The sequence below is a fragment of the Lacipirellula parvula genome (assembly GCF_009177095.1).
GTDB classification, from domain to species: domain Bacteria; phylum Planctomycetota; class Planctomycetia; order Pirellulales; family Lacipirellulaceae; genus Lacipirellula; species Lacipirellula parvula.
Genome location: NZ_AP021861.1, coordinates 431,199 through 447,542, shown reverse-complemented (window position 1 = coordinate 447,542; position 16,344 = coordinate 431,199). Strand labels below are relative to the sequence as shown.

Genomic DNA, 16,344 nt, shown 5'->3' with positions numbered 1-16,344 from the left:
CCTCAACAAATAGGAGTGTGTCGCCCCTCCCGGGGCTTTGGGCATCACGATGCGCTGAACCAGGGGCTGACGCCCCTGGCTACATCATGCCGCCCCCGCCGGGGGCTGATAACAGATGCATAATCCTGTGAATTGCTGGGCTATTGTCGGCCGTCACGCTGGGACGTTGTCTTATCTTGCGAGCGTTAGCGCCGGAGTTCCAATTCCAATTGAAGGCGTTTTGGGGGCAAAGCCTAGTCAACCAAGTAGTTGCGTCGCATCAATCGAATTGACTTCGCGCAGCAATTGCTGGCACAACGACTCCATGCGGTCCATCAGCGGGCCGCATGGAGTCAGTTCGTTGCGTGCAGCGTGCTCTTCGATCGCCGTCGCGACGCTGCCCGCGATGCTGGAGAAGGCGCTAAGCATTCCGCTCAGTTTGTGGGCCGCCTCGCGCAGGGCCGCCGCATCGCCTACTTTAAAGGCGTCGCGAACGCCCGTCCACAATGCCGGAAGTTGCTCGGCGAACACGACCTTCATCCGCTCCAAAATCGCCGGCTCCCCGCCGCAACTCGCGGAAATCACATCCAAGTTGAGCAGCGAATCGCCGGCAACTTCTGGCGGTGCGTTCTTCTGCTCCACTGCGGGCGAAGCAGGCGCGGCGATCGTGTTCGTACTAGTAAAAGTCGCCAACGCTGCGTTGAGCGCCTCGCCACGGATCGGCTTCGTGAGAAACCCATCCATCCCCGCCGCGAGGCACCGATCGCGATCCTCCGTTCCCGAGCGAGCGGTAAGCGCGAAAATCGGTAGCCGTCGTTTGGTCCCCGCTTCCGCCGCGCGAATCGCCGCAACGACCTGAAAGCCATCGAGCTCCGGCATGTGGAGATCGAGCAGCAACAGGTCGAACGCACCGTTCGACGCAAGCGTCAACGCCTCGCGACCGTTGCGGGCCAGCGTCACTCCGTGGCCGCGCTGGCGGAGCAATTGCTCCATCAACTGCGAATTGAACTCGTTGTCCTCGGCGACCAGAATCTTTAGCGAGCGCTGGGCGGCAACCGAACCGCCGGGAAGCGTAAGAGCATCCGGCGTCGGCAGCTCAACCGGTGCCGGCTCGCTGGCGTCGATCAGCAGCGACGCAGTGAACGCAAACGAGCTCCCCGCGCCGGCGACGCTCTCGACCGAGATATAGCCCCCCATCAGTTCCACCAATTGGGCGGCAATCGTCAGTCCCAACCCCGTCCCGCCGTACTTGCGGGTAGTCGACGTATCCTCCTGCTCGAACGGCAAGAAGATCGCAGCCAGCTTTTCAGACGGGATGCCGATGCCGGTATCGGTAACGGTGAAGCGAATTCTTCGCGTGTCGCTCGACGCCTCGTCGTCGCCGGCCAGTTCCACGCCGACCGCGACCTCGCCGCGCTCAGTGAACTTGATCGCGTTGCCGACAAGGTTGATCACCACTTGCCGCAAACGGCCAACGTCGCCAAGAAGCCTGTCCGGAACGTCCGCATCCACCGACACGGCGAGCGGCAGCCCCTTCCGATCAGCCCGCACGGCAAGCGTACGAATCGTCTCGTCGATCATCGAACGTAGCGAGAACGCAACCTGCTCGAGTTCGACCTTGCCAGCTTCGATCTTCGAAAAATCGAGTAGGTCATTGATGATCACCAGCAGGTTGTCAGCCGACGATTTGACGGTTTCGAGATACTGCTTTTGATTCGGTTCGAGCCGCGTATCGAGCGTCAGTTCCGTCATGCCGATGATCGCGTTCATCGGCGTGCGAATCTCGTGGCTGACGTTCGCCAGAAACTCGCCCTTCGCACGATTGGCTTGCTCGGCGGTTTCCTTCGCATGCAGCAGTTCCGTCGCGAAGGCGACTCGCTCGGTGACGTCGCGATAGTTGGCGACGATCCCCGCCACCGTCGCATCGGCCAGCAGGTTCTGGCCGATCGCCTCGACGTTCCGCCACGACCCGGTCGCGGTCCGCAGCCGGCATTCCACTTTGATCAGTTCCTGCGGCGACGCGAGTAACCGCTCGAAAAACTCTTGCTTCCGCGGTAAATCGTCGGGGTGAATAATCTCGTCGCGATAAATGTTCTTCCCAATGAATTCGTCGGCCGCAATCCCCAACACGCGCTCGACCGACGGCGTCTGGTAGAGAATATTCCCCTCAGCGTCGAACACGCTGATGACGTCGGACGAGTTCGTCACGAGGTAGCGAAACCGCTCTTCCGTTTGCCGCAGCGCTTCGTCGGCGCGCAGCCGCGCCTCGGCAAGCAACCGCCGTTGGGCCCGATGGAGCGCTTCGCTCATGGCGCTGATGAAGACGCCGGTGATGACGAACAGCACGAGCGCCACCGTCTCGCCGACCGCTCCGTCCAACGACTCCGTCAGGAAATCGTCGAGCAGAAAGTGCCCCAGCAACGCGCAGAGAAACGTCACCAACAATCCCGGCCAGAGCCCGCCGAAGTAAGCCGCGAAAATCACCGACGGCAGAAAGGTGCTGTAGAGTCCGCGCTCGCCGATGTGAGGGGCGAGCCAGTAGCGCAGCAGCAGTCCGAACGCGGTCGCGATGAGCGCCGTCACATACGCGGTCGCTTGAGAGCGCGGACTCTCGTGCGACTGATCGAAGAAATGCCGCAGCCGCAAATTACGCAGCCAAGATGGCGCCATAGTGACTCAACCGTTGTTAGATGCGAACTCCCACTGCAACGCTAGACAACGCACCGCCGGCCCAGGACAATACTGCAGGCGGCAACGCCACCGCTGCGCGCCCACCGCTAAGAGAACCTTCATGGCCCACCTGCTGCTGATCGACGACGACGTCGCGCTCGTTCCCGAACAAGTCAAGCAGGCATTCGCGGCTCCGACGCATCGCGTTGACATTGCTCACACCGGCGCAGCGGGGTTGGCGCAAATTGCGAACGATCCGCCCGACGTCATTCTGCTTGATGTTCGCCTGCCGGACCAGTCGGGTCTCGACGTCTATTTGCAGATCAAAGCCCTCGACGCGCGCATTCCCGTGATCTTTATCACGATGACCAAGGGCGCCGAGCTCGCCATCGAGGCGATGAAGCTGGGGGCGTTCGAATACCTGTTCAAACCTCTCAATTTGAACGAACTCCGCCGCGTCGTCGGCGAGGCGGTCGAGGTTTCCCGTCGCATGCGGCAACCAGCCGTGATGGCGCAGGAGCTTCCCGCGGACGACGTCGACGGCGCCATAGTCGGCGGGTGTGCGGCAATGCTCGACGTTTACAAGTCGATCGGCCGCGTCGCAGCGCAAGACGTGCCGGTGCTGATCACCGGCGAAAGCGGCACCGGCAAGGAACTCGTCGCCCGCGCCGTTTACCAACATGGCGCCCGCTCGAAGGGGCCGTTTCTGGCGCTCAACTGCGCAGCCATTCCCGAGAACCTGCTGGAGAGCGAGCTCTTCGGCCACGAGAAGGGGGCCTTCACCGGCGCCGATCGCCGCCGCATCGGCAAGTTCGAACAGTGCAACGGCGGCACGCTCTTCCTCGACGAGATTGGCGATATGCCGATCGCGCTGCAAGCAAAAATCTTGCGGCTGATCCAAGAGCAAGAGTTCGAACGCGTCGGCGGCGGCGAGACGGTACGCACCGACGTGCGGCTGATTGCCGCAACGCATCGTGATTTGAAGGCATGGTCGGAGGAGGGAAAATTTCGGGCCGACCTCTATTACCGCCTCGGCGTGTTCACGATCCGCTTGCCGGCGCTCCGCGAGCGAGACGGCGACGTGGCGACGCTCGTTCATTTCTACGTGCGCAAGTTCTCGCAAGAGCTGGGGCGCGACATTCGCGAGATCTCGCCCGAAGCGATGGCCCGGCTCTCTGCGTATTCATGGCCCGGCAACATTCGCGAACTGCAGAGCGTCCTCAAGCAAGCGCTGCTGCGAGCCAGCGGCCCGACGCTGCTCGATAGCTTCTTGCCAGAACTCGCCCCTAGCGCCGCGACGCCAGCCGAAGCGAGCGGCAGCTCAACGGGCGGCTTCCCGCTCGATGAGCTCATTGCCGAACGACTCACGCCGGAGATGGCGAACCTCTACGCCGAGGTTCACGGGCTCGTCGATCGCGTGCTGCTGGCCCGCGTGCTGGAGCACACCAACGGCAACCAACACCAAGCAGCAAAGATTCTCGGCATCGCGCGACAAACGCTGCGGATGAAACTCCGCGACCTCGGGCTGCAAGTGACGCACGCGGTCGAGTCGTCGGACGAGGGCTGAACTTGCAAACCGCTCTGTGGGAGGCGTCTCCGACGCCGATTACTCTCACCACCACAAGCGGTGATGGTCACTCCGCGTCGCTTCGGGGTCGGAGACCCCTCCCACAAAACCTCGCACGAACACCTCGCATTTCGCTCAACTAGCCGCCCGGAGTCGGATCAACCGCCGCCGTCGGCAGCTGCAGCGGATACTGCAGGAACTTTCCGGCGTTCGGCCCCGTCGCCTCTTTCCGATAGTAAACGTACGGCTCGACCGACAGCCCCACGAACAACGGCGCCACGTCCGGGTCGTAGTCGACCAGGTCAATCCGCACCGGCAGCCGCTGCACGATCTTCACGAAGTTGCCCGTCGCATTCTGCGGCGGCAGCAAGGCCAGCGTCTGCCCGGTTCCCATCTCGAAGCCACTGATGCGTCCCTTGAACTCGCGACGCCCGCCGTACATATCGACCTCCAGCGACACCGGCTGGCCGATCCGCAGATTCGCGAGTTGCGTCTCCTTGAAGTTCGCGTCGACCCAGATCTCGGTGAGCGAGCGGACCGCCATCAAGCTCTGGCCCGCCGTCACGTTGTTGCCGGGGTTCACATTGCGACGCGTGACGACGCCGTCGATATCGCTCACTACCGTGCAGTAGCGGAGGTCGAGCTCCGCCTGCTCCAGATCGCGGCGAGCCTGCAGCACGTTCGCCTCGGCTTGCTTCACCTCAGGCGATTCGGGAACAAGCTCCTCCAGCACGCGATTAGCATCACCCTTTTGGTCCCACAGATGGAACTGCTCGAGCACCGCCTCCGGCGTCGCATCGACGCTCGCCAGCGGCAGCCCGATTTGAGCCATCGTCTCGATCATGCTCGCCAGCGCCGCCCGCACTTGCGAGAAGGTTTGCACCAAATCGGCCGGCGTATCGTCGAGCTCGCTTCCTGCCGCCGGCTTCGCCGACAGGCCAAGGGCCACCCGCGTGGCGTAAACATTCTGCAGCGCTTGCTCAACGCTCGCCTCATCGACCCGCGTTTGCTCGATCCGCTCGTCCAGCTCTTCCTGGCTGATCGCCCCCTTCGGGGCCAATCGCTCAGCGCGGTGCAGATTCACCAGCCCGAGGTCACGGGTGGCGATGTTGCTCTTGTAGGTCGCCACATTCGCGTGCAAGTTCGCGATCTGCGTCGCCACTTGTTCCATTGAAGTTTCCAGCTGCCAACGTTCCGAGCGAATGGCCGCTTCCAAACCTCGCACGTTCGCCTGAGCTACCACCAACTCTGCTTCGGCCGCCTTCAACGCCGCCTTCTTGATTTCGAGTGCGACCAGGTACGGCTCGCGATCGAGCTCCACCAACACGTCGCCTCGCTTCACGCGAATGTTGTCATCCACCAGCACGCGCGTCACCTGCCCGCCGACGCGCGGCGCCACAAAAGTCACGTGGCCGTTCACGTAGGCGTCGTCAGTCGACACCGTGGTGAACGCCGTCCGCACCACCGGCACGATGAAGTACAGCATCAGCACCGTCGCCGCGATGGCCAGCGCGATGTAGAGCGCCATCCGCTTCGGCGTGGCGCCGGCGTCGCTCGGCTCGGCAGCCGCATCAACTGGCATGGCGCCTCTCCCCGAAAGCCACGACGGCTTTTCCACACCCTTGCGAACCGGCGCGACCGGAGCCGGCGCGCTCGGCGTCACCGGAACCGGCGTGCTCGGCGCCAACTGAGCGGGAGCGACTGGGGCGGAAGCGACGCTGCTGGTGGTGGATGAAGTGTTCATACCGGCTTCAAACGCACTTTCGGCGCCAGGGCGTCGCGATCAGCGGTGCAGGCCGTGTTTCTCGCAGAAACGCCCGCTCCCTTTCGGCATTCCGAATCGCTCGCTCCTCCCCACTCTCCACGCCCGGGAAACTTTGTAGTCGCCGAGGCAAATTTATTGTCCGACGGCCGGCCGCACCCATGACGTCAAACGCGCCCATCACGCGAAAAACCCCTGGTTTTCCCGCATTTGCACAGATGGCACGGCTATTGCGAATAGCCGCAACCACAGTGGGGATAACCGTGGTCCTCGCAGCCCCCACGAGGAGCGAATCATGCCAACCGCATCAACCAGCGCCGCCGCCCGCATCTTGCCGGCCGGCGAGCGCGCCCCCGAGTTCTGCCTTCACAGCACGCCCGACCAAACGGTCACCTGCGGCGACTTCCTCGGCCGCCCGCTCGTGCTCGTCTTCTACCCCGCAGATTGGAGCCCCGTCTGCGGCGACCAACTCGCGCTCTACAACGAACTCCTTCCCGAGTTCCAAAAGTACGACGCACAAATCGTCGGCATCTCGGTCGACGGCATTTGGTGCCACCTCGCCTACGCCGAGCAACGCAAACTTCACTTTCCGCTCCTCTCCGATTTCCAGCCGAAAGGCACCGTCGCCGAAGCGTTTGGCGTCTATCGCGAAGGGGAGGGGGTCTCAGGGCGAGCCCTCTTCGTCATCGACGCGGAAGGGATCATTCGCTGGAGCTACCTCTCGCCGGTTGGAGTGAACCCCGGCGCCGACGGCATCTTGCGAGCCCTCGAACAACTCACCATTTCAACCGGAGCCCACTCATGAAAACTGCCGACGCCGCCCAACTCACCCTCCCGGTCTCGGCGCGAGATCACCAATTCGGCGACCGCCGCGCCGCCGTCACCATCGTCGAATACGGCGACTATGAATGCCCCTACTGCGCACGAGCCCACTTGGTGGTGAAGGACCTCGCCGATCGCCTCGGCGACGCGTGGAACTTCGTGTTCCGCAACTTCCCGCTGACGACAATTCATCCACACGCCCAGCACGCCGCCGAAGCCGCCGAAGCCGCCGGCGCCCAAGGCCTGTTCTGGGAGATGCACGACTACCTGTTCCTCCACCAAGATTCGCTCTCCGACCGCGACTTGGTTCGCGACGCATCGCTGCTCGGCGTCGAAGAACAACAGTTCGTCGACGACCTCCGCGACCACAAATTCGCCGACCGAGTCCGCGAAGATTTCCTCAGCGGCGCCCGCAGCGGCGTCAACGGCACGCCAACGTTTTTCATCAACGGCGTCCGCTACGACGGGCCTATCGAAAGTGGTTCGATACTTGCAGCGATTGAACTAGCCTCCGCGAGCGGCTAGTCAAACGCTGCAGGCGCCCCATCGCGCCACTGGACTGGTCGCTTAAGCGACCAGTCCGAACCCTCACAAACGCACGCCCCCCAACGCATTCCCTGAACCCCGAACCCCAACACCTAAACCCAGCTCACTCCCCCCGCACAAGGAGTCTCCCCATGTCCGCCGCCGCCCACGCCCTCGACCCGACTCTTGATCCCGCCATCGATCACCGCATCCGCGCGTTCCTCAAGAAGCTCAACGCCGCCGGCGGTCCGCCGATGGAGGAGATGACGCCCCAAGACGCACGGGCGGTCCTCGTGAACGCTCAGAAGTCAGTCCCGGTCAATCTCCGGCCGGCCGACGTCAGCCAGCGGACGATCACTCAAGACGGCGTGCAGGTCGATCTCACCATCGTCCGCCCCGCCGCCGTCACGGCGACGCTGCCAGTCTTCATGTTCTTCCACGGCGGCGGCTGGGTGCTCGGCGATTACCCAACGCACGAGCGGCTGATCCGCGACATCGTTGCGGAATCTGGCGCCGTGGCCGTCTACGTCGGCTACACGCCGTCGCCCGAAGCCCAGTACCCCACGGCCATCAACCAAGCCTACGCCGCGACGAAGTGGGTCGCGATGCACGGCAACGAAATCAACGTCGACGGCAGCCGCCTCGCCGTCGTCGGCAACAGCGTCGGCGGCAACATGGCCGCCGTCGTCGCCCACATGGCCAAAGACCAAGCGGGCCCCGCGCTCCGCCTGCAAGTCCTCATGTGGCCGGTGACCGACGCCTACTTCGAAACCGAATCGTACGAGCAATACGCCGAAGGCCGGTTCCTCACCCGCAACATGATGAAGTGGTTCTGGGACAACTACACCACCGACCCGAACGAACGCTCTGAAATCTACGCCTCCCCCCTCCGTGCGATGACCGAGGAACTGCAAGGCCTGCCGCCGGCGCTGGTGCTCACGGCCGGCAACGACGTCCTCCGCGACGAAGGCGAAGAATACGCTCGCAAGCTAGACGTGGCCGGCGTCGACGTAACGGCCGTCCGCTACGAAGGGATGATCCACGACTGGGGGCTGTTGAACCCAATTAGCACCGTTCCCGCGGTGCAGGCCTCGCTGCGGCAAGTGGCTGCGGAGATCAAACATCATCTGCGGTAGCGAGCGGGACGATCTAACAAGCAGAAACAAAAAAGCCCACGCACCCGCGTGGGCTTTTTTGCGTTGGTGCCTGATCGCGGCGGGCGACTAAAGCAGTCATCAGTCAACCTTAACTGGTGGATAAAGGCGATCAGCGCGATAGTAGTCTCGGAACGAAAATCAAAGGCGCCGGCGTGGCGCATTGTCGCGGAAAGTTACAACGAACAATGCCGCGAGGCGGCGCGAGTCCGCTGGTTGCTTGCGGACTTGTGACTATTCCCAGCTACCACGACTCAATCATAAAAAGGCGTCCCTTAGGCCCTTCGTCGTGTAACCTAAGGACTATCTCAGACTCGGAAAATGCAGAAGTGCCTGGGGCACTGGGCGGAGAATCTGAATCAATCAGCGTTATTACCGGCTGAAGTCCGAGTTCGGCGTAACTGCGAAGCACGGACAGCAGGTTCTCCTTCTTCCTGTCATCTAACGACTCAAAGACGCCATCGTGATAGGCGAACCTTGGAAACGGCATTGCTATGTAAGCTCGCAGTAGCGCCAGGTCGAAGGCGATGCACAATAGTTTGCGATATGTGTGCCCAACATCGGCGCTCGTTGACTCACCACTAATGCTCAGGATCTCAGCTTTATACTCAAGATGCCCCTTTTGATTCACTGATACGCTAAGTAGCGCTTTGCGATCAATTACTGCCTCTACGATGTCGCTGAAATACAACCGAATAGTTGAGAAAAGACTTTTATCATCGGTATTCTGCTTCTCCACATCGGCTTCGATTGTAGATTGCAACTCTCGCAAGTCACCACCAAGAGTTCGGATGTTTTTACGCAACTCCTGGAGCTTTGAAATAAACTGCCGCTGGCGCTCAAGAGAGACTATATCAGCACGCAGGTCGATTAATTTATTCGATGCTCGCTTGTATTTTTCGAGTGCATCCGTCTCGGTCAAATACGCGAGTGATTCGGCCCGCTGCTTTCCAAACTTCGTAAGCTCAGATCCAATTTCTTTCAGCTGAAAATCAATTTCAGCTCTTTCTTGTTCTAAATAGGCTCGACGCTCTTCCGTGATGGCTCTGTTAAAGCCAATCAACTGCTCGAAGTCTTTCTTTATTTGTCCTTCGAAGAGAATGCCCGCCTCTTTGAACAATTGAGCTGCTTTGTCGGGCTCGAACAACACGGCATCTTCTTTGATCGAAGCAACCACTTTCTTTCGACTTTGCGACAAAACATATCGAGATTCATTCAACTGAGCGATTCGATCGTCAATCTCTTCAACCAGACGTTTCGTATCCGTTTTATCTTGATTACGAAAGTCGAACGCGTCGAGCTGAGCTTGCGTCTTATCAACTTGCGCTCGCTTAAGCAGCAGAATTCCGTCGATCTTGCTGACATCCTCAACGCTTCCACCGAGCTCACCTTTAACGACATCTTCTTGCTTCTTCGCTTCTTCGAGAGCAAATTCTTTTTGGTAGTGCTGCGTTATCGTTGTAGAGTCAAATCCCAAGAGGTGGGCTAGAAAGGGCTTCCAGTCACCGTGAGCCGCTGCAAATCGCCGCAGTTGAAACACTTCGCGGAAATCATCTTGGGAACGAAGGAAGTACCCCAAACCTTTCCGGTAAGGCCATGGCTTCATGGGCCGCCAGTCCAACAAGCCGTCAAGAATCGATTGAGCTCTCTCTATGGGAACTTCGCTATGATCCCAAGCCTCGACGGGCAGTCCGGAGTAGTCCTGATCAGGCGACAGATGCCGTTTGAAAGAAATCCTTGAGTGACTTCTCACGCTCCTCCGAATGGTCAGAAATGTTCCGTCGAGAAGTTGGATCTCAAGAAAGAAACAATACTCGCTAAATCTGTCAAAATATTTGAACAGAAAGAAGTTCTTATCACGATCTGCAAGGAAGCAAAAATCCAGCATCCTGCCGAGTGTGCTCTTGCCGAGATTGTGCGTATCCCTAGCCTTATTTTCTGGGAGGCGTATCTCGGCAATGACTACATTCAATCCTGCGACGAATGTCACTGGCTGATAGTCTTGAGGCCTATCTGAATAGAGCTTAGATAGTTGCATTGAGGCCGACGTACTCGAATGAGTCAGTTTTAGGGCGGTACTCGATCATCCCCATCAAGTACAGAAAATTGACTGCGGGCAGAAACAACGTTTCACCGCCTCGCACGGATTTTTGGGCGTGCTCTCTTAGTGACTCATACCCGACCAGCCGCTTCTCCTTGAGACGCAGCAGGAGCATCAGCGAAAGACTTACAATCGTTCGATCCGGGTGCGAATGCTTAGCTGGCCGAAGCATGTTGCACCTTTCCGATGTCGCAGTTCCAGTACATATAAAACAGCATCATTCGCGTTAGCTTCTTGTGCTTCCTCAAGACGGGATCTCGCATGAAAAGCAGGTCGGCAAGGCGATTCATTACGCGATCGAATGTTTGATATTCCTGCCGGTGTGCGATGATCTTGAGCTCAATTTCGTCGACTGTAGCCTGATAGAGCTTCAGTATCTCATGATTCTCAGGGGCCGCCAAGAATGCATCGATTTGAGCCGTATCCTTGAGGTAATTTCGACGTTGCGCCTCAGCATAAGCCGGCGTCATATTGTTTGATGCATTCTTATCTTCGTAACTAATCCGATCACTGGGCGGCGGGGGGGCTCATTGCTTATAGCGGCCTTGTGCTCCACCAACGACGTAACGACTTCAGCCAGATCTTCGGATGTGATGATTAGCGGACCATCGATCGGATCTAGCGCTGCCTTCCCGACAATCTCGGGAAAGGCGTCCAGCAGCAATTCCAAATGCTCAAGACCACACAAGTGAATGGACTCTTCTGGAATTCCGCACTCGGTTGCAATTCGCCGACGAATGATCGACTCGGCATTCCCCGCCAACCTTCTATTGGAAAAAAGAATGCAGTTATCCAAATTCCCGCCCGCTCGCAACGCCCTGATCCGTGGAAGCTCTTCTGCAATGGTGCATGCAGCACTACCGGCGCTGTAGAAATCCGAGTCGCTGAACGTGCAATTGTAGCCAATCGTGTGCTTCGCCTGGACGATCGTGGTACCCGTCCAAGGCGATGATTTGCTAGGGTGAAGTTCGGCGGTCCCCACAAATTTGGCGTCCCGACCTCCGTCTGGTCCGTCACTGAATCCCTGCACGCCAATCCCCAGCAAACGCTGGCAGATTAGGATTACCAATGCTTCAAACTGCTTATCACTAAGATTTTCGTAGGCGTACTTCATTGTTTCGGACTGAGAGAGTATCGACGGCTAGAAAAGTTAAACTGTACGGCCTGGGTAACCTGCAAAAAAATGTCTCGCCACCCCAGCCAAGACAGCGGCGCCTGCACCATATTGAGCGCGTTTGGGCGACAGAAATCAACTCAAAAAAGCTGGTTTTAGCCTCTTCTACCCCCCAATTCCAGCCCACCGAGGACTAGGTATCGCTGCGAGTCAGGTTCTAGACGGTATAAGCGGATGCAAGATTGCGAAGCTGTCGACGCGGCGACCGTCGCCTGCTTTCAGTCGACATCGCTGCCGGCGCCTACAAGTGGCCGAAAATCGCGCGCTGTAAAACGCCACTCCATCGGTTAGGCTCGCACGTGCGGCATTCTGTTCAGACGAATGCCCGTGCGCTCTTTGAAAACTCACGCCCCGCCGATCAAGCGATCGCCGTCACGGCTCCGTTGTCGCTCCGCGCGACCTCCAGCTCCGGCTCTAAGAACCAGCATCTCGCGCCTGGAAACTCTCCTTAGTGTCGCCTCCGCGACGCGACATGAACGCGACCATTGCCGCAACACTGGCGACAGCCGCTACTTAGAACAAAACCTTAGTGTCGCCTAAAATCGCATTGCGACATTCACGCGACGCGACATGACGCGACACGACATCTGCAGGGCTCAAGCGACAGTCAGTGAACAGCAAATTCATGCGGGGCGAAGCGACGAATCTGGAAGCTCGTTTGAGCTACTAGATCCCTCGCTCCGCTCGGGATGACAAGCGCTGCGCAAAGGGTGACAAATACAACGCAGCAGCCCATCTAGCCGGCGCCAAAAAGCAGGCCCCAAAAGAATAGAGCCCAATAAAAAAACCCTCGCCGAGGCAAGGGTGATTCGCAATGCGTCGCCGCCCGCGAGGAAGCAACCGACAAAAGTAAAAGTAGCGGAGGAGGGATTCGAACCCCCGACACGCGGATTATGATTCCGCTGCTCTAACCGACTGAGCTACTCCGCCGAAGCGAGATCTGTCGCCCATTGAGGTCGGAAACCCCAAGAAACTCGGCCAATCTGCGGGTCGCAGCGGCGAGGCGGCGGCAGCGTCCCGAGGCTCCTCGGGACGGCGTCTCGCAATTCTACTCTCCATTTCGGCGTTGCGAAACCCTTCCTGCAGGCGGCCGCCGCAACGCCCGATTTTGCCGATTTTCGGGCTGTTAGAAGCGAATGTTGGCGAGCAGGAACGTCATTCTGAGCCCTTCGAACCGCTCAGGGTCAACTCAGCGAAGAATCTGCACGCTCGTTGGAGCCACGAGATCCCTCGCTCCGCTCGGGATGACAGACGCTGCGCTTAAGAGGAGGTTCAGCCAGGCATTGCCTGCTTCCGCGAAACGGCGATCCGCTTCCGTTCGACGTCGACCTCCAGCACCTTCACGCGAACCAAGTCGCCGACGGCGACCACTTCCGACGGGTCGTTGATGTAGGCGTTGGCGAGCTGCGAGATATGGATGAGGGCGTCCTGGTGGACGCCAACGTCGACGAAGGCGCCGAACTTGGTAACGTTCGTCACGACTCCGTCGAGCAGCATCCCAGGGCGGACGTCGCCGATCTCGTTGACGCCGTCGCTGAATTTTACCTGGCGGAACTCGCTGCGAGGGTCGCGGCCCGGCTTGGCGAGTTCGGCGATGATGTCGGCGACGGTCGGCAAGCCAAACGTCTTGTCGACGAAGTCGGCCGCCTGCAGTCGCGAGGTGAGCGCCGCGTTGCCGACGAGTGCGCGCAAGTCGACGCTCAGCGATTTCGCCATCCGCGCGACGACGCCGTAGCTTTCAGGATGGACGGCCGAGTCGTCGAGCGGCTCGGCGCCTTGGCGCACGCGGAGGAAGCCGGCCGCTTGTTCGTACGCCTTGGGACCGAGCTTCGGCACCTTGAGTAACTTGGCGCGGCTATCGAAGCGGCCGTTCGCATCGCGGTACTCGACGATTCGCTCGGCCAGCTTCGGGCCGATGCCCGCGACGTAAGAGAGGAGGGCGGGGCTCGCCAGATTGAGGTCAACGCCGACCGAATTGACGCACGACTCGACCTCGCGGCCAAGCGCCGACTGCAGCTGCTTCTGGTTGACGTCGTGCTGGTACTGGCCGACGCCGATCGACTTGGGGTCGAGTTTTACCAGCTCGGCGAGCGGGTCTTGCAGGCGGTGCGCGATGCTGATGGCGCCGCGAATGGTGACGTCGAGATCGGGGTACTCGCTCACCGCGAGTTCGCTGGCGGAGTAGATCGAGGCGCCCGATTCGCTGACCATTGCCTTGATCACATCGCTGCCGAGCGACTTGAGCACGCCGGTGACGAAGTCATCGGTCTCGCGCGAGGCGGTGCCGTTGCCGATCGCGATCAGGCGGACGTTGTACTTGGCGATGAGATCCTTCAGCACGCGGCCGGCGCCTTCGACGTCGTTCTTCGGCGCCGTGGGATAGATCGCGGTGCTGGCGAGGTACTTGCCGGTACCGTCGACAACCGCGATCTTGCAGCCGGTGCGGAAGCCGGGGTCGATGCCGATCGTCACCTGCGGCCCGGCCGGCGCCGCGAGCAGCAGCTGTCGCAAGTTGCCGGCAAAGACGCCAATCGCCTCGTCGTCGGCCCGCTCCTTGAGCGTTTGGAGCGTCGTCGACGCCACCGCTGGAAGGAGCAACCGCGTGTAGCAATCGTCGACAGTGCGGAGCAGGTCGTCGTGGAACTCGAACTGCCGGTTGTGGGCGAGGCGCGGCCGCAGTTTGCCGAGCGTGAACTCGTCGTCGAGCTGCACGCCGACGTTGAGGAAGCCTTCGGCTTCGCCGCGCTGCATCGCCAGGAAGCGGTGCGAGGGGACCCGCTTGGCCGATTCTCGATGGTCGAAGTAGGTTTCGAACTTGGCGCCGTCGGTCTTCTTGCCGCGCTTCACGGTGGAAGTGACGTGCCCAAAACCCATCGCTTGCTGCGCGAGCCACTGGTTGAGCTCGACGTCGTCAGCCCAGCGCTCGGCGACGATGTCGCAAGCGCCTTGCAGCGCGGCCTCGGCGTCGGGGACTTCCTTCGCCGGATTGATGTAAGGCTTGAGGACTTCGTGCCGCGGGCGGTTGAGTCGCGTTTGTTTCCAGAGCAGCTCGGCGAGCGGTTCGAGGCCGCGTTCGCGGGCGATCGTCGCGCGGGTGCGGCGCTTCGGTTTGAACGGCAGGTAGATCAGCTCCAGCGTTTGCTTGTCGCTGCACTGTTCGATCTGGCGGCGGAGCTCGGCGGTGAGGACGCCTTGCTGGTCGATCGTTTTGAGGATCGTCTGCTTCCGCGCGGCAAGCTCGCGGGCCGCCGTGAGCGCGTCGTCGATTGCGCGGAGCGCCGTTTCGTCGAGGCCGCGGGTCGCTTCCTTCCGGTAGCGGGCGATGAACGGCAGCGTGTTGCCGGCGTCGAGCAGTTCGACCGCCGCGCGAACCTGCTGAGCGTTCGCGCCGACGGCGGTCGCGATCTGGGCGATGACGGAATCGAGATCGAAGCAGGCAAACTCGGTCGACATGATGCTGGCGGCGGTTCGGGCGGTTTTCGCGTAGAATCAGGGGGCGAACTTAACCCGTTTTCCCCGCTCCGGCAACTCGCCGCTCGCACTGATGGCCACGACTCCCACGCGCATCGGCATTTTCGGCGGCAGCTTCGACCCGGTGCACCGCGGCCATCTGCTGCTTGCCGAGTGCTGCTGGCGGCAAGCGGGGCTCGATCGGGTGGTGTTCATTCCGACGGCTCAGCAGCCGCTGAAGCCGCGCGGGCCGGTGGCTAGCGAAGCCGATCGACTGGCCATGCTGCGGCTGGCGATTTCGGGGCGGCCGGAGTTCGGCGTCTCGACGATTGAGATCGACCGCGGCGGCGTGAGCTATACGGTCGAGACGCTGCGGGCGTTGCAGCAGTCGCACCCGGGCGCCGAGCTGTTCTTTCTGATGGGGGCCGATTCGCTCGCCGACTTCCCGACGTGGCGCGAGCCGGCGACGATCTGCGAGCTAGCGGCGCCGCTGGTGGTGCGGCGGGCAGGCACGCCGCCGCCGAACTTCGAGTCGCTAGCGCCGCTCGCCTCGGCGGAGCGCTTGGCGGCGATTCGCGCTCAAGAGGTCGAGATGCCGGCGACGCCGATCAGCAGTTCCGCGATTCGCCGGCTGATTGCCGAGCAGGGCGCGTGGCAGACGCTCGTGCCGGAGCGCGTTGCGGAGTATATCGAAGAGCGCGGGCTGTACCGTTCTTAAGCTGCGCGTGTTCTAGGCCGCACGGCTCACGCGAATCATCCCCGCTAGCTGCGGCGAGACCGGCATCCGCCACACGGCGTCGTCCGTGCGAAGCGCGTCGGTGATCACGCTCAGCTGCTCATCGACCGATTGCGTCACATCAAGCAGCAGCCACTTCTTGCCGCCGAAGAAGCAGTGCCCGCCGCCGGCGCCGTCGAGATACTCTTCCCGCAGCGTGTAGTCGAGTCGCCGCGCGAGGTCGGCGGCTTCTGCTAGCAGGGTGACGGCTTGCATGGGTGGTCCTTCGTTCGAGAGTCGCGTCGCCGCGAGCGGCTAAAGATTGGGGCGGGATTGTAACGCGATCAATTCCAGTCGCCCAGCGTGATTCGACGATAGAACTGACTGAAGCAACATCTTTTCCTGCAACGAGTTAACGACCGCGG

13 protein-coding genes and 1 tRNA gene are annotated in these 16,344 nt (G+C 60.8%); 5 read left to right on the top strand and 9 right to left on the bottom strand.

The annotated features are described in order from the left end of the window. Nucleotides 1–237 precede the first annotated feature (237 nt). On the bottom strand, nt 238–2,649 hold the full coding sequence (locus PLANPX_RS01690; RefSeq protein WP_152097048.1) for a hybrid sensor histidine kinase/response regulator: 2,412 nt from the start codon (nt 2,647–2,649) through the stop codon (nt 238–240). A 121-nt stretch (nt 2,650–2,770) separates the two neighbouring features. On the opposite strand from PLANPX_RS01690, the gene PLANPX_RS01685 reads away from it, so the two are divergent. Further along, nucleotides 2,771–4,216 (top strand): sigma-54-dependent transcriptional regulator, encoded by a 1,446-nt coding sequence (locus tag PLANPX_RS01685; protein WP_152097047.1) that lies wholly within the window; start codon nt 2,771–2,773, stop codon nt 4,214–4,216. Between the two features lie 139 nt (nt 4,217–4,355). Here the strand turns inward: PLANPX_RS01685 and PLANPX_RS01680 are convergent, their stop codons facing one another. Further along, the gene (locus PLANPX_RS01680) at nt 4,356–5,960 is read right to left on the bottom strand and encodes an HlyD family secretion protein (RefSeq protein WP_198421833.1); all 1,605 of its coding nucleotides are present in this window, start codon (nt 5,958–5,960) and stop codon (nt 4,356–4,358) included. A 313-nt stretch (nt 5,961–6,273) separates the two neighbouring features. Between PLANPX_RS01680 and PLANPX_RS01675 the strand changes: the two genes are divergently transcribed. The 3 genes from PLANPX_RS01675 (at nt 6,274) to PLANPX_RS01665 (ending at nt 8,461) form a co-directional block, all read left to right on the top strand. Next, on the top strand, nt 6,274–6,783 hold the full coding sequence (locus tag PLANPX_RS01675) for a redoxin domain-containing protein (RefSeq protein WP_152097046.1): 510 nt from the start codon (nt 6,274–6,276) through the stop codon (nt 6,781–6,783). Next, nucleotides 6,780–7,325 carry a DsbA family protein gene (locus tag PLANPX_RS01670; protein ID WP_152097045.1) on the top strand — a complete coding sequence of 182 codons (546 nt, stop codon included), beginning with the start codon at nt 6,780–6,782 and terminating at the stop codon, nt 7,323–7,325. Before PLANPX_RS01675 ends, PLANPX_RS01670 begins: the two co-directional genes overlap by 4 nt. Before the next feature lie 152 nt (nt 7,326–7,477). After that, the gene (locus PLANPX_RS01665; RefSeq protein ID WP_152097044.1) at nt 7,478–8,461 is read left to right on the top strand and encodes an alpha/beta hydrolase; all 984 of its coding nucleotides are present in this window, start codon (nt 7,478–7,480) and stop codon (nt 8,459–8,461) included. Nucleotides 8,462–8,723: 262 nt separating this feature from the next. Here PLANPX_RS01665 and PLANPX_RS01660 read toward each other — a convergent pair whose 3' ends face one another. The 6 genes from PLANPX_RS01660 to PLANPX_RS01640 all read right to left on the bottom strand — a co-directional run bounded on the left by PLANPX_RS01660 (nt 8,724) and on the right by PLANPX_RS01640 (nt 15,207). Then, nucleotides 8,724–10,517, bottom strand: a complete 1,794-nt coding sequence (locus tag PLANPX_RS01660; protein WP_152097043.1) for a DUF2326 domain-containing protein — start codon at nt 10,515–10,517, stop codon at nt 8,724–8,726. Continuing rightward, on the bottom strand, nt 10,504–10,695 hold the full coding sequence (locus PLANPX_RS28375; RefSeq protein WP_420844088.1) for an ABC-three component system middle component 8: 192 nt from the start codon (nt 10,693–10,695) through the stop codon (nt 10,504–10,506). Before PLANPX_RS28375 ends, PLANPX_RS01660 begins: the two co-directional genes overlap by 14 nt. 40 nt (nt 10,696–10,735) lie before the next feature. After that, nucleotides 10,736–11,050, bottom strand: coding sequence for an ABC-three component system protein (locus PLANPX_RS27710; RefSeq protein WP_198421832.1), 315 nt, complete (start codon nt 11,048–11,050; stop codon nt 10,736–10,738). Further along, complete coding sequence (locus tag PLANPX_RS01650; RefSeq protein WP_198421831.1) at nt 11,047–11,694, bottom strand: hypothetical protein; 648 nt, start codon at nt 11,692–11,694, stop codon at nt 11,047–11,049. Before PLANPX_RS01650 ends, PLANPX_RS27710 begins: the two co-directional genes overlap by 4 nt. Nucleotides 11,695–12,610: 916 nt before the next feature. Then, nucleotides 12,611–12,684 (bottom strand) — tRNA-Met (locus PLANPX_RS01645). 342 nt (nt 12,685–13,026) lie between these two features. Further along, the gene (locus tag PLANPX_RS01640) at nt 13,027–15,207 is read right to left on the bottom strand and encodes a Tex family protein (protein WP_152097041.1); all 2,181 of its coding nucleotides are present in this window, start codon (nt 15,205–15,207) and stop codon (nt 13,027–13,029) included. 91 nt (nt 15,208–15,298) lie between these two features. On the opposite strand from PLANPX_RS01640, the gene nadD reads away from it, so the two are divergent. Further along, a complete protein-coding gene (gene nadD, locus PLANPX_RS01635) occupies nt 15,299–15,922 on the top strand; it encodes a nicotinate-nucleotide adenylyltransferase (RefSeq protein ID WP_152097040.1) in 624 nt (207 codons plus the stop codon). 12 nt (nt 15,923–15,934) lie between these two features. Here the strand turns inward: nadD and PLANPX_RS01630 are convergent, their stop codons facing one another. Then, entirely contained in the window at nt 15,935–16,195 is a 261-nt protein-coding gene (locus PLANPX_RS01630; RefSeq protein ID WP_152097039.1) for a hypothetical protein, read from the bottom strand. Nucleotides 16,196–16,344 lie beyond the last annotated feature (149 nt).

Coding starts and splice junctions, on each gene's coding strand:
- PLANPX_RS01690 (WP_152097048.1), bottom strand. CDS start 2,649: ATGGCGCCATCTTGGCTGCGTAATTTGCGGCTGCGGCATTTCTTCGAT.
- PLANPX_RS01685 (WP_152097047.1), top strand. CDS start 2,771: ATGGCCCACCTGCTGCTGATCGACGACGACGTCGCGCTCGTTCCCGAA.
- PLANPX_RS01680 (WP_198421833.1), bottom strand. CDS start 5,960: ATGAACACTTCATCCACCACCAGCAGCGTCGCTTCCGCCCCAGTCGCT.
- PLANPX_RS01675 (WP_152097046.1), top strand. CDS start 6,274: ATGCCAACCGCATCAACCAGCGCCGCCGCCCGCATCTTGCCGGCCGGC.
- PLANPX_RS01670 (WP_152097045.1), top strand. CDS start 6,780: ATGAAAACTGCCGACGCCGCCCAACTCACCCTCCCGGTCTCGGCGCGA.
- PLANPX_RS01665 (WP_152097044.1), top strand. CDS start 7,478: ATGTCCGCCGCCGCCCACGCCCTCGACCCGACTCTTGATCCCGCCATC.
- PLANPX_RS01660 (WP_152097043.1), bottom strand. CDS start 10,517: ATGCAACTATCTAAGCTCTATTCAGATAGGCCTCAAGACTATCAGCCA.
- PLANPX_RS28375 (WP_420844088.1), bottom strand. CDS start 10,695: ATGCTCCTGCTGCGTCTCAAGGAGAAGCGGCTGGTCGGGTATGAGTCA.
- PLANPX_RS27710 (WP_198421832.1), bottom strand. CDS start 11,050: ATGACGCCGGCTTATGCTGAGGCGCAACGTCGAAATTACCTCAAGGAT.
- PLANPX_RS01650 (WP_198421831.1), bottom strand. CDS start 11,694: ATGAAGTACGCCTACGAAAATCTTAGTGATAAGCAGTTTGAAGCATTG.
- PLANPX_RS01640 (WP_152097041.1), bottom strand. CDS start 15,207: ATGTCGACCGAGTTTGCCTGCTTCGATCTCGATTCCGTCATCGCCCAG.
- nadD (WP_152097040.1), top strand. CDS start 15,299: ATGGCCACGACTCCCACGCGCATCGGCATTTTCGGCGGCAGCTTCGAC.
- PLANPX_RS01630 (WP_152097039.1), bottom strand. CDS start 16,195: ATGCAAGCCGTCACCCTGCTAGCAGAAGCCGCCGACCTCGCGCGGCGA.